Origin of the sequence: Acinetobacter sp. neg1 (genome assembly GCF_000788125.1) — a bacterium.
Classification (GTDB): Bacteria; Pseudomonadota; Gammaproteobacteria; order Pseudomonadales; family Moraxellaceae; genus Acinetobacter; species Acinetobacter vivianii.
Genome location: NZ_JSZD01000017.1, coordinates 70,989 through 83,485 on the forward strand (window position 1 = coordinate 70,989; position 12,497 = coordinate 83,485).

The window sequence follows — 12,497 nt, forward strand, 5'->3', positions numbered from 1 at the left end:
GGATGATGAAATGAATGCTTTAAAACCACTTTTTGCTGTCAGTGTCTTGATTGGAATGATGGCTTTAACCGCATGTGATCATCCAGATAAAAATAAAGCTGATACCGCCGAAAGCAAACAGGCTACGGCGCCCGTCGAAAAAGCTGAAGTCCTGCCTTACTTAAATATGAAAGAGGCCAAGGCAGACTATGCTTTGCCATTTTGTGAAAAGAAAAACTGTATTGATGTCGATATCCAGACGGTAAAAACTCAGGACGAATGGCTAAATGCATGGATTGCAAAAAATCAGTCCAAAGTGATCCAGCAACAAATTGAACTGGATAAAAATCTGACCTTGCAACAAGCCATTAATGCTTATGTGAAAAAGTCAGATGAGTGGCAGGACAAGTATTCAAAAAATAAGGCTTATGAGCTGCACCTGAATACCCGAATTGCTTCACAGCGCAATCAATATGTACTGTTACAAGTTGGGGTCAATGCCCAGCAAGAAGATATGGCAGTGAAAGATCGCTTCTATTTCTTTGTTGCAGATCGTAAGTTGCAGAAGAGTCTCAGCGTGCTAGATGTGATCCAGAAAGACCAGCAAAATGCATTAAACGAAATTGTTCAGGTGCATTATCAACAATGGATTGCAAAACAATCTGCAGAAGTAAAAAAACAGGTACCGAAAAAACTGTATTGGGGACAAGCAGACTGGTTCTTTGACGGGGAAGGCATTGGCTTACATTATCGTGCCAATGAAATTAGTAAAGACGCCCCACAACTGGATATTTATTTAACCACTGAACAGACTCAAAAAATGCTGCAAGCTGAAATTTATCAACGCATGTTTTAAATCGTGGGGTAACATGACAGATCAAGAGGTTTTAGAAGTAATTCGACGCATTGAGGCATCAATACTTGAAGATGAAGCAATTGCTAAATTTAGAAGTTTTGGTGAGGTTGCATTATATGCAAATCAGCAAGGCTATTTAAAGATTGCAGTTGAAATGCTAAAGAGAGCAATTGGCCAGCCAGCGGATTTACATTCTTTATTTAGTCAAGACAGTGATTTCGAAATTGATTTTTTAGTTAATAGTGAAGATGAGTTAGATTTTCTATCAAAATAATTTAGAGTTTTAAGTTTCGTATAGAAATTGCATGTGCTTCTAGCAGTTTTGCACTAACTTCGATAGCATTTAAAAATCTTGTGTAATAACAATGCTTATAGGTCTCAGATGAAAACATTTTATAAATATAGCGTTCTTGCATGTGCGGTTTTGCTTGCAGCATGCCAGCCGAAATCAGAGCCAAAAGAATCACAGGATAAGCCGCAAAATCCACCTGCGGTGCAGCAGCAGGCTGAACCTGTTTTACAAGGGGAAACGGTTAAGATTCAGGTGAAATTACCTGAATGCAAAGGCAATACCTGCCCAGATTTTACTGTTGAACGCTTGCAAAGTAATTTCCCATTTATCGATCAATTACTGGATCAACAAATTCTTAACCAGCTTGGTCGGATGCTAGAGGTGGTTGATGCAGATACACCTACGGCTTCAACACCCAAAAACACTGAATCCAAATCAGATCTGGACAGTCAGGCGCAGTTATATGCAGATTCATTTGTCAAAATTGATGAAGAGCTGAAAGCCTTAAGTAGTAGCCATCAAATCAGCTTAATGATCAAGCCGAAGATCTTACAGCCAAAAGGTAAGCTAGCAACAGTGGTGCTCAATAGCAGCAGTTATTTAGGTGGAGCGCATGGCGCAACCTCACAACGTTATTACAACTTTGATTTGGCAAATCAGAAACAGGTTCAGTTGCATGATCTGCTATTGCCAAAACAAAAAGCGACTTTAGAGAAGCTGGCACATGAAGCATTTAAAACATGGATTGTGGATTCAAAGCTGGCTACTGATCCTAAAGAATATGAGCAGGCTTGGCCATTTCAGCTGACAGATAATTTCTTATTGGGCGAACAGGGCTTGATCCTGCAATATGGTGAATATGACATTGGCCCTTATGTGGTGGGTTTACCGCGTCTGGTGATTCCATTTAGTGAATTACAAGGGGTATTAAAACCTGAATATTTACCAAAAGTGGACGCGCCAGCTGCATCTACACCTGTCGCAAATGAGAAAAAGTAAGCCCTAATGCAACTGTTCGATACCCATACCCATTTTGATGTTGCCGATTTCGATCATGATCGGCAGCATCTGGCTGAGCAGGCCAAGCGGGTTGGGGTCGATGCATTGGTATTAATCGGTTTTCTACAGTCACGATTTAATGACCTGATCCAGACACATCAGCAATTACAAAGCTGGGAGAATGTGCCGCAATCTTATCTTGCACCCGGATTACATCCATTTTATATCGAGCAGCATCAGCCAGAACATTTAGAAAGCTTAGAACAGATTTTGCAGCAGCATGACTGTGTGGCAGTGGGTGAAATTGGTCTGGATACTTTTTTAAAAGAACATAAACAGCCAGAACTCTTTGCCAAACAACAGCATTATTTTATTGAGCAATTACAACTTGCCAAGCAATATCAGAAACCCGTGTTATTACATATTCGTAAAGCCCATGCTGATACGATTGCAATTTTAAAAGCTCAAAAATTCAAATTGGGTGGGATTGCGCATGCCTTCAGCGGCGGTGTTGAAGAAGCCAAAGCCATGATCAAGCTGGGTTTTAAAATTGGCATCACAGGGCAAATTACCAATCCAAATGCCAAAAAACTACATCAGGTGGTTCATGCTATTGGTTCGGAGCATCTGGTTATTGAAACCGACTGTCCAGATATGACGCCGTTGTGCTGTCAGACGTCAACAGAACATCGAACCCGCAATACGCCTGTCAATTTACCTTATGTTTTAGACAGTCTGGCGCAAATACTTGAGCGACCTCAAGCACAACTTGCCCAGCAACTCTGGCAAAACTCATGTGCCGCCTTACATCTCGGATCACAATAATAATCCCGTTAAAAATAAGGTAACTAAAAGGGAACACATCCTTTTTCAAACAGGGTTACATTAAAGAAAGAACTTCATAATAAACAATCAGCCAATACTGGGAGGGTAACCTTATGGCCAGATATAGCAAAATCAATAGTTTCAATGCATTACAAACACTAACAGTCGGTTCGAAATCCTATCAAATTTTTAACCTCACCCGAGCCGCGCAGACACTGGGTAATATTGACCGTTTACCCAAATCACTCAAGGTTTTGCTAGAAAATTTACTGCGCTTTGAAGATGGAAAAAGTGTAAAAGTCGAGCATATTCAGGCGTTGGTAGACTGGCAGAAAAGCAAACGCTCCGATCAGGAAATTCAATATCGTCCTGCCCGCGTATTGATGCAGGATTTCACTGGTGTTCCTGCTGTCGTTGATCTAGCTGCCATGCGTGCAGCAATGGCGCAAGCAGGGGGCGATCCGAACCGTATTAACCCGCTTTCGCCAGTGGATCTAATTATTGACCATTCGGTGATGGTGGATTATTTCGCCAATGATCAGGCTTTTGCCGAGAACGTTGAAATTGAAATGCAGCGTAATGGTGAGCGCTACCAATTCCTGCGTTGGGGACAGTCTGCATTTAATAACTTTAGTGTTGTTCCCCCAGGTACAGGGATTTGCCATCAGGTCAATCTGGAGTATCTGGCGCAAGCGGTATGGCTGGGAGAAGATGAAGGGCAAAACTTTGCTTTTCCAGATACCTTGGTCGGCACAGACTCACATACCACCATGATTAATGGATTGGGTGTACTTGGTTGGGGTGTGGGTGGGATTGAAGCTGAAGCGGCAATGCTGGGACAGCCTGTATCGATGTTGATTCCAGAAGTGATTGGTTTCAAATTGACGGGTAAATTGAATGAAGGCATTACTGCAACCGATCTGGTATTGACCATTACCCAAATGCTACGTCAAAAAGGTGTGGTGGGAAAATTTGTTGAGTTCTATGGCGATGGTCTGGCTGATTTACCGTTGGCAGACCGTGCCACGATTGCCAATATGGCACCAGAGTATGGTGCGACCTGTGGTTTCTTCCCAATCGATGAAGTCACACTCGGCTATTTAGCTCTGACAGGTCGCCAGCAAGAACGTATTGATTTGGTGGAAGCGTATAGTAAAGCTCAGGGGCTGTGGCGTAATGCAGGCGATGAGCCTGTTTTTACCGACACTTTGAGTCTGGATATGGGCACGGTGCAAGCCAGTCTGGCAGGGCCGAAACGTCCTCAAGATCGGGTGTTGTTGTCTGATGTACCAAAAACCTTTAATGCCTTAATGGAGCTGAACCTGAAACCCGCCAAAGAAGCCAAAGAGCGTCTGGAAAATGAAGGCGGTGGCGGTACGGCAGTAGAGGCCAAGAAAGCCAATCTTGCGCATGAAGAACCTTCTTGTACCATTGATGGAAAATCTTATCCTTTAAATGATGGTGATGTCGTCATTTCTGCGATCACCTCTTGTACCAATACCTCAAACCCAAGCGTGATGCTGGCTGCGGGTTTACTGGCTAAAAAAGCGATTGAGAAAGGCTTGCAGCGTAAACCTTGGGTCAAAAGCTCACTTGCGCCAGGCTCTAAAGTGGTGACGGATTATCTGGCAGCAGCTGGTTTAACGCCTTATCTGGATCAATTGGGCTATAACCTGGTGGGTTATGGGTGTACCACCTGTATCGGCAACTCGGGGCCGTTACCTGAACCGATTGAAGCAGCTATTCAATGTCATGACTTAAATGTGGCATCGGTACTTTCAGGAAACCGTAACTTTGAAGGGCGTGTGCATCCATTGGTGAAAACCAACTGGTTAGCATCGCCACCATTAGTCGTTGCTTATGGCCTAACAGGCAATATCCGTACTGATTTAACCACTCAGCCGATTGGACAAGGCAAAGATGGGCAAGATGTTTATCTCAAAGATATTTGGCCAAGCCAATCTGAAATTGATGCGGTATTACAGAAAGTGAATACCGACATGTTCCATAAAGAATATGCTGCGGTCTTTGATGGAGATGCGACATGGCAAGCGATCCAGATTCCACAGAGCCAGACTTATGCTTGGCAAAACAACTCAACCTATATTCGCCATCCTCCATTTTTTGAGGAAATTAACCAGCCGCCGAAAGCCATCCGCAATATTGAACAGGCGAATATTCTGGCTGTGCTGGGAGACTCGGTTACAACGGACCATATCTCACCTGCGGGTAATATCAAGAAAGATAGTCCTGCTGGACGTTATTTACAGGATCAGGGCGTTGAGCCGAAAGACTTTAACTCTTATGGATCACGACGTGGTAACCATGAAGTGATGATGCGCGGTACCTTTGCCAATATCCGGATTAAAAATGAGATGCTTGGGGGAGAAGAGGGCGGTAATACGCTTTATATCCCAACAGGCGAAAAGATGGCGATTTATGATGCCGCTATGCGTTATCAGCAGCAGCAAACACCATTGATCATTATTGCCGGTAAGGAATATGGTACGGGTTCTTCACGGGATTGGGCTGCCAAAGGAACCAACCTACTTGGCGTTAAAGCCGTTATCGCAGAAAGTTTTGAACGGATCCACCGCTCGAATCTGGTGGGAATGGGCGTGTTGCCATTGCAATTTGTAGATGGACAAACTCGTCAATCCTTAAACTTAACTGGGCATGAAGTTATTTCTATTCATGGCTTGTCCGATGATATCCAACCGCATCAGACACTCGATGTTGAAGTGGTTCGGGAAGATGGCAGTCAGGCCAAATTTAAAGTGCTCTGTCGAATCGATACCTTGAATGAGGTGGAGTACTTTAAGGCAGGCGGTATCTTGCATTATGTATTACGCAATTTAATTGCTGCTTAGTTTGATATGGCCCTGTAAATTTACAGGGCTTTTTTCACATCAAATTTAGCTAAATCTGAATAACTTCTTTAAGCTAAAGTTCTGCTTTAACGACCAAACACCCCATCGATTAAAATATAGTGAGTCCTTCTCGAAGAAATCACTTGATTCTTTTCTATGAAGTTTTAATACTTCAGCGCCTTCTTCTACAGAAAAAGTTTGTTTCTCTAAAAGTGTTGGGTTTTCTATAAGGAGATAGAGTAAAAACTGATTCAAAATATATGAGGCATGTTCTACTTTTAAATCTATACATCCATCAGATTTTCCAAATTGATGCATGCCACAAGAATAAAGGGAGTCCTGATCATAAACAGTTGGAATAAATGCTTTATATAAATCAAATAGATTCTCTGTATCGAACTTTAGCCAATCAGATCGAAGATGAGTTATTCCAGATGTTTCAATTTTAATGGCTAAGCCACCCGCTTTGAGTAGAGCCTGACCCAATAATAAAGCTTGTTGTGCTAACGCTATTGATCCAGCTTCGCAAATCACATAAATGACCATATGATGTTGTTCGATTTCTTGTAATTCTCGCTCTGAAAAACGATTCATACTCTGCTGCCTAAATACCTGACTGACGTTAGGATCATTTTGATATTCTTCAATTTCAGCAAAATAATCACTGGTTAAAGATTTAATAATTACGCCTGCATAAATATATCCTGTGTCATGAGTAAGGAGAGCATGTAATAAGTCTTGATGATTTTTCCAGATACCAGGAATACATAGGATAATATTTTGTTGATCTTGTTTATTCATAATCATATTTTCGAATGAATTATTTTTTTAATCATACAATAATACTTGCTAGTTTCCTTTTTTATTTACGATGCAATGGATTCTAATAACTTGAGTTAGGTTGTTGGGCTAGTTACTTTTTTAATAAAATCTCTTTTGTATTAAGTTCTTATACTAAGATATAGCTAGGAGAGGATTAATCTCTAAAATAAGAGTTAAAAAATGAAAGGTTAATTTCCTTATTTTTTTGTTTAAATTTTAGCGGTTCAGAGTTAAGGTGTTTTTAATTAATCATTAAGGATGATGGCTTTGAATCAGCTGCCACGATATGTTTATTATTTATTGGTTGCACAAGCATTTAATTTAATTGCAGCAGTATTATCAGTAACGGTTTCAGCGATTGTGGGTTTAAAACTTGCACCCACACAGGCCTTGGCGACAGTGCCCTATGGTTTGCAGTTTTTAGCGATATTAATGACCACCTTTATCTTTTCATTTTTAATGAAAAAGCTAGGGCGACATCTGGTGTTTCAGTTGGGATGCATTTGTCTGCTTTTGGCAGGTGTGTTTGGTTATCTTGCCTTACAGACTGAACAGTTTTATTTATTGTGTCTCAGTCATTTTTCACTTGGTTTATTCATTTCTACAGCTAACTTTTACCGCTTTGCTGCCTCGGATCGTCTGTCATCGGATTTAATCCCAAAAGCGACGGCGATGGTTATTTCTGGTGGTGTGGTTGCCGCTGTGATTGCACCGATGTTAGCGATTCAGTTTCAACAGGTACAAGGCTTACCTGATTTTACTGCGATCTATTTAATTTTCAGTGTACTGGCTGTGTTGTTATCGCCAATTTTGTATTTATGGAATCAGAAATTTAAATTACAGCAGGCACAGCAAGTTGTGGTGGATTCGATACAGCGCGCTAAATTACCGATTAATCTGATTATCTCGGCTGTGATCAGTGGGGCATTTGCCTATTATGTGATGAATGTCATGATGATTATGTCTTCTTTACATTTAAAGGAGCATCATTCATTTCATTACGCTTCGATCTCTATCCAACTCCATGTCTTGGCTATGTTTATACCTTCTTTCTTTGTATCTAAGCTGATTCAACGCTGGGGAACACATCGCACGATCTATGCGGGTTTTATTTTACTGATGTTGTCCTCTTTGATTCCAATGCTTGGACAAGAGGGGCTTTATATTAATGCTGCCCTGATTGTGTTGGGGGTGGGCTGGAACTTTGCATATTCTGGTGCATCTACCTTATTAGCTGGATTAAATGAACAGCAAAAGCATCGTGTACAAGGTATGAATGAAACAATCATTGCCTTATGCGCAACTTTAGGCGCTTTTCTGCCAGCACCGATTTTGACTCAGTTGGGCTGGGTGAATGCCAATCTGCTGGCGCTATTGTTGAGTGCTGCTATTTTTGTGGTCTTGCTGATGTTAAGCCGACGCCACCAATTCACGGGCAAAGTCTCATCTTCCTAACCCAAACCGCGTGAAACACGTTAAAATAGTGCTTTGCTGAAATATATAGATCACCACTGTTATGACCGATGTACCTGTAAATGATGAATATGACCGCCGTTTTGCTGGTGTTGCCAAAATTTATGGAGAAAGTGCATTTGCTCATTATGAGCAAAGCCATGTCATGGTCATCGGGATTGGTGGTGTAGGAAGTTGGGCAGTTGAAGCACTGGCACGTACGGGAATTGGTGAGCTCACTCTGGTGGATATGGATGTCGTGGCAGCATCGAATATTAACCGTCAATTGCCTGCAATGAGTTCGACACTGGGACAAGAGAAAATTGAAGTGATGGCTGAACGTTGCCGTCAGATTAATCCACGCATGAAAGTGAATGTGATTGATGACTATCTCACACCAGAAAATGTCAAAGAAATATTAGATCCAGTTCCGACGATTATTTTAGATTGTATTGATGACGTCAAAGCCAAGCTTGCCTTGATGTTGCATTGTCGCTTTAACAAGATTCCCTTGATTGTTTCGGGCGGTGCAGGTGGTAAGCTGGACCCACTGAAAATTCGTGTCGCAGATTTGTCGAAGACCGAGCAAGATCCGATGTTGGCAAAGTTGCGTACTCAACTTCGTTCAATGGGGATTTGTAAAAAGCCAAAAGAGAAATTTGGTATCACTTGCGTTTATTCGATCGATAATCCATTTTCGAGCGCAGAGGTGTGTCCAAGTGCGGGTCTACGTTGTGGTGGCTATGGTTCTGCAGTGGTGGTGACATCAAGCTTTGCGATGGTTGCCGTTGCGGAAGTCCTGAAAAAACTGGATAAGCTCAGGACTTAAATCTTCTGAACGATTAAGCTTGTGGATATTGCGGTGCTAAGCGGTAATAGCTGTAAGTGACATTTGGATCTTTATAAACGTCATAGCTGCGTTGCTTATAGTCAGACACCCATTGTGAACCTGTGAAGCCTGCAATATGGCCGTAACGATGTTTTTTGGTGCGGTGAATAATATAAATATCACCTGGCTGAGGGTTGTTAAAATCAGGCGTAATTTGTTGATAGCCGATTTGTTTTAAGGTGCCACCCCAGTCTGAAGCTGCGACAGGGTGTTGTACGATTTTAGCCCCTGCAGATTGTAAAGCGATTCTGACGAATTTGGCACATTGAGATGAGCTGCGATACGATGCTCTTTTAGCGAGCTTTTGAGAGAATTTATCTACATCAATCCCTACTATTGATGGGGGCTTCGGCATTTCTCGATAAGGAATAACCACCTGTTGCGAGGGTGGGTGAATCATACTGTGATCAACTGAAGGTACATCATAAATCATTGTGAATCTCTACCGCATTTTCAAAACAACTGAACGTGTGCCAGAATCTATTACGCGGCACATAGTAAGCGATAAAACTCAAAAAAACCAAAATGTAATGTAATAATATAACAATTTTTGCGATTTATAATGAAATCTTAATGAAGATTTTTTGAAGATTACCTTAATTATAAGGAAGTTAAGTTCGACCTCAGAAAAAATTTCAGATTTGTAAAATCATATTTCACAGTGTGATTAAGTTGGCATTTTTTAAAGCATCAATCAGGATTGATGCTCTTTAAGGTAGTCTTCGGTACGTTGCATGGCGGCCTGAATATTTTGAATGGCATTTTCAATATCACCAATGGTTTTTGCATTGCCACCACTGAGCGCCTGACGCCATTTTCTTGCACCAGGCAAGTTCTGGAATAGACCTAAAATATGGCGTGTGATAATGGATAATGGTGCACCCTCTGCAACACGTTGATGAATGTACGGCATCATCTGTTGCATGATTTCGAAACGATCAGGCGCCTCTAGATTCCAGAGTTGTCCCATTTCTGCGAGCAAGTACGGGTTGTGATAGGCTTCACGGCCAATCATCACCCCATCAACATGCTGTAAATGTTGTTGGGTTTCTTCAAAGGTTTTAATGCCGCCATTGATTTCAATGGTCAGGTGAGGACGTTCCAGTTTCAGGCGATACACATCTTCATAACGTAAAGGGGGTACATCACGGTTTTCTTTCGGTGAGAGACCTTGCAAGATCGCAATACGCGCATGCACGATAAAATGTGTACAACCCGTTGCCGCTACAGTATCAACAAAATGCAGCATTTCTTCATAAGACTGCATGTCATCAATTCCGATACGATGTTTGACCGTCACAGGAATCGATACGGCTTTTTGCATGCTATGAATACATTCGGCGACCAGATTAGGTTCCGCCATTAAGCATGCACCAATTTTATTATTCTGAACGCGATCACTTGGACAGCCGACATTTAAGTTGACTTCATCATAACCCCAGTCCTCTGCCATTTTGGTACAGGTTGCGAGTTCTTGTGGATTTGAACCACCTAGCTGTAACACGATTGGGTGTTCTTCTTTGTTGAAGTCAAGATGACGATTGGCGCCGCCGTAAATAATCGCACCCGTTGTCACCATTTCGGTATAGAGCACTACATTGGGATTAAACAGGCGTGCAAAGAAACGATAGTCTTTTGTTGTCCAATCCATCATTGGCGCAACGGAAATACGTGGCTTTAATGATTCTAGTGATTGCATAAAGGGCTCTCGGATGTGGACAAGAAAAGAAAGGGCAGCATTATACGAGTTTTAAGAAAATTTCACCAATGCTCATCCCGATCACTTCAATTTTTAAGCATCAACAGGAAGATTCAAGACGCTATAATCTTGTTTTGCTTGGTCGCAAGATAATCGATAAAACTAAATAGCATGCAGGCAAAGACCAGACTGAAGCCTGCCAGACAGGTTGCACTCCAGCCGCCATGATTCCATGCAAAAATCCCCAAAGCTGAACCGCCAGCGCCGCCAGTGAAGTAGGCTGTCATATAAATGGCATTAATCCGTGATTTGGCATCGGGACGTAAACGGAAAATAATACTCTGGTTACTGGTATGGACTAATGCTAAAGCTAACTGGATCAATGCAAAACCAAGAATATAACTCACTAAAGCCGTTTGACCGAAATAGAAAAATATCCAGCTGAGAATGAATAAGGCACAACCGATCCAAGTCAGTCGGCTGGTATAGCCCTGATCTGCATATTTACCAATATATTGGGTAGAAAGCGCCCCAAAAATACCGACCAGCGGCACCATACCAATCAGCAGATCTTGTAGATGATGGGCTGACGTCAATAATAGGGCGATGGTTGAATATAAAATACTAACTGCTGCAAAGGCAAAACCACCCGCAAGTGCGCGTAACAACAAGCGCTTTTCCTGTTTAAGCAGTTGTGCCATGGAGACAAAAACCTGACCATAATTCAGCTTCATACGCATGACATACGGTAGACGGCTTTTTAAGGCATAGGCCAGAATCAGCATTAGAATGCCACTCACCACATAGATGACTTTCCAGTGAAACAGGTTGGAAAACAAGCCTGCGAGACTGGTTGAAAGCAAGATACCGACCAGTAAACCACTCATTAAAAAGCCAATCACTTCTCCTGTTTTTTCAGGTTTTACTGTCATGGTCGCAAGAGGAATTAGTACTTGAGCTGCTACTGAAAATAGACCCGCCATCACTGTGCCAAGCCATAACATAGGTAAATTTACTGAAAAGGCACTGATGAATAAGCCAATAGCACATAACCCCATGAGTAAAGGAATAAATCGGGTTTTATTGACCACATCGCCCATTGGAACAATGAACAAAAGACCGAGTGCATACGACACTTGAGCAAAGGTTACGGTCAGGGCAGCTTGACCTTCGGTAACAGAAAAGTATTGTTGAATCGAATGGATCAAAGGCTGACTATAATAGTTGGCACCCGCACATAAACCGCACGCTGCCGCCATAAACCAAAGTAAAGTTTTATTTTGACTGATATCTTCTTGGGGGATAGACATAGGATTCTCTATTCTGATTTATGCGGTATAAGCGGTGGCTTCGATTTCGACTTGCATGTTTTCTAGGGCTAGCGCAGGTACAGGAATCAGGGTGCAGGCCGGAAATGCTTGATCTTTCCATAAGCTTTGCATGATAGCTACCAGCGCCTGAAGCTTATCAGCATCATGATCGACGACCAGAATACGTAGCACGGCAATATCTGACAGTTGCGCTTGGGCTGAAGCTAATGCCTGCTGAATATTATAGAAGACTTGTTGTACCTGTTGGTCAAAATATTCAGAAAGCTCGCCATTTTTATTTTCTCCACCCTGACCTGCAATATGAATAATACGCATATTGGGCTTTACAATCGCAACGTGACTATAGCCATTGCTACGCGGGTCATAGAGCGCATCGGGATTGATCAATTGAAATGCATCTGTATGGGGCTGATTCATGGCTAAAACTCATTCTGGTTGCTGTGGTATGTTAGTATCAAAGCTCAAGTTAACTAGAGGTCAAGC

At 42.0% G+C, this 12,497-nt stretch carries 12 protein-coding genes; 7 read left to right on the plus strand and 5 right to left on the minus strand.

The window, feature by feature from the left end; genetic code table 11:
- The first annotated feature begins 10 nt into the window (after positions 1-10).
- The 5 genes from PJ15_RS13540 (at position 11) to acnA (ending at position 5,821) form a co-directional block, all read left to right on the plus strand.
- On the plus strand, positions 11-835 hold the full coding sequence (locus PJ15_RS13540; RefSeq protein WP_171248602.1) for a hypothetical protein: 825 nt from the start codon (positions 11-13) through the stop codon (positions 833-835).
- 13 nt (positions 836-848) lie between these two features.
- Positions 849-1,109 carry a hypothetical protein gene (locus PJ15_RS13545; protein ID WP_047431655.1) on the plus strand — a complete coding sequence of 87 codons (261 nt, stop codon included), beginning with the start codon at positions 849-851 and terminating at the stop codon, positions 1,107-1,109.
- A 108-nt stretch (positions 1,110-1,217) separates the two neighbouring features.
- A complete protein-coding gene (locus tag PJ15_RS13550) occupies positions 1,218-2,126 on the plus strand; it encodes an RsiV family protein (RefSeq protein WP_047431656.1) in 909 nt (302 codons plus the stop codon).
- A 6-nt stretch (positions 2,127-2,132) separates the two neighbouring features.
- Complete coding sequence (locus PJ15_RS13555; RefSeq protein WP_047431659.1) at positions 2,133-2,951, plus strand: TatD family hydrolase; 819 nt, start codon at positions 2,133-2,135, stop codon at positions 2,949-2,951.
- A gap of 113 nt (positions 2,952-3,064) precedes the next feature.
- Positions 3,065-5,821, plus strand: coding sequence for an aconitate hydratase AcnA (gene acnA / locus PJ15_RS13560; RefSeq protein ID WP_047431661.1), 2,757 nt, complete (start codon positions 3,065-3,067; stop codon positions 5,819-5,821).
- Positions 5,822-5,866: 45 nt separating this feature from the next.
- On the opposite strand, the gene PJ15_RS13565 is transcribed toward acnA, so the two are convergent.
- Positions 5,867-6,628, minus strand: a complete 762-nt coding sequence (locus PJ15_RS13565; RefSeq protein ID WP_081402774.1) for a DUF4261 domain-containing protein — start codon at positions 6,626-6,628, stop codon at positions 5,867-5,869.
- A 276-nt stretch (positions 6,629-6,904) separates the two neighbouring features.
- Here PJ15_RS13565 and PJ15_RS13570 point away from each other — a divergent pair, with 276 nt between their 5' ends.
- Positions 6,905-8,098: an MFS transporter gene (locus PJ15_RS13570; protein WP_047431663.1), complete on the plus strand. Its 1,194-nt coding sequence runs from the start codon at positions 6,905-6,907 to the stop codon at positions 8,096-8,098.
- Positions 8,099-8,159: 61 nt separating this feature from the next.
- On the plus strand, positions 8,160-8,924 hold the full coding sequence (locus PJ15_RS13575; RefSeq protein ID WP_004774601.1) for a ThiF family adenylyltransferase: 765 nt from the start codon (positions 8,160-8,162) through the stop codon (positions 8,922-8,924).
- A gap of 13 nt (positions 8,925-8,937) precedes the next feature.
- Here the strand turns inward: PJ15_RS13575 and PJ15_RS13580 are convergent, their stop codons facing one another.
- From PJ15_RS13580 to PJ15_RS13595, 4 genes are all read right to left on the minus strand, one after another.
- Entirely contained in the window at positions 8,938-9,417 is a 480-nt protein-coding gene (locus tag PJ15_RS13580; protein ID WP_047431666.1) for a CHAP domain-containing protein, read from the minus strand.
- Between the two features lie 261 nt (positions 9,418-9,678).
- The gene (dusA, locus tag PJ15_RS13585; protein ID WP_047431669.1) at positions 9,679-10,683 is read right to left on the minus strand and encodes a tRNA dihydrouridine(20/20a) synthase DusA; all 1,005 of its coding nucleotides are present in this window, start codon (positions 10,681-10,683) and stop codon (positions 9,679-9,681) included.
- Between the two features lie 113 nt (positions 10,684-10,796).
- Positions 10,797-11,993 (minus strand): MFS transporter, encoded by a 1,197-nt coding sequence (locus PJ15_RS13590; RefSeq protein ID WP_047431671.1) that lies wholly within the window; start codon positions 11,991-11,993, stop codon positions 10,797-10,799.
- Positions 11,994-12,011: 18 nt separating this feature from the next.
- Positions 12,012-12,431, minus strand: a complete 420-nt coding sequence (locus PJ15_RS13595; RefSeq protein WP_047431674.1) for a RidA family protein — start codon at positions 12,429-12,431, stop codon at positions 12,012-12,014.
- Between the last annotated feature and the right edge of the window lie 66 nt (positions 12,432-12,497).

Bases quoted from the DNA above. Each gene is read 5' to 3' on its own strand.
- PJ15_RS13540 (WP_171248602.1), top strand. From the start codon at position 11: ATGAATGCTTTAAAACCACTTTTTGCTGTCAGTGTCTTGATTGGAATG.
- PJ15_RS13545 (WP_047431655.1), top strand. From the start codon at position 849: ATGACAGATCAAGAGGTTTTAGAAGTAATTCGACGCATTGAGGCATCA.
- PJ15_RS13550 (WP_047431656.1), top strand. From the start codon at position 1,218: ATGAAAACATTTTATAAATATAGCGTTCTTGCATGTGCGGTTTTGCTT.
- PJ15_RS13555 (WP_047431659.1), top strand. From the start codon at position 2,133: ATGCAACTGTTCGATACCCATACCCATTTTGATGTTGCCGATTTCGAT.
- acnA (WP_047431661.1), top strand. From the start codon at position 3,065: ATGGCCAGATATAGCAAAATCAATAGTTTCAATGCATTACAAACACTA.
- PJ15_RS13565 (WP_081402774.1), bottom strand. From the start codon at position 6,628: ATGATTATGAATAAACAAGATCAACAAAATATTATCCTATGTATTCCT.
- PJ15_RS13570 (WP_047431663.1), top strand. From the start codon at position 6,905: ATGGCTTTGAATCAGCTGCCACGATATGTTTATTATTTATTGGTTGCA.
- PJ15_RS13575 (WP_004774601.1), top strand. From the start codon at position 8,160: ATGACCGATGTACCTGTAAATGATGAATATGACCGCCGTTTTGCTGGT.
- PJ15_RS13580 (WP_047431666.1), bottom strand. From the start codon at position 9,417: ATGATTTATGATGTACCTTCAGTTGATCACAGTATGATTCACCCACCC.
- dusA (WP_047431669.1), bottom strand. From the start codon at position 10,683: ATGCAATCACTAGAATCATTAAAGCCACGTATTTCCGTTGCGCCAATG.
- PJ15_RS13590 (WP_047431671.1), bottom strand. From the start codon at position 11,993: ATGTCTATCCCCCAAGAAGATATCAGTCAAAATAAAACTTTACTTTGG.
- PJ15_RS13595 (WP_047431674.1), bottom strand. From the start codon at position 12,431: ATGAATCAGCCCCATACAGATGCATTTCAATTGATCAATCCCGATGCG.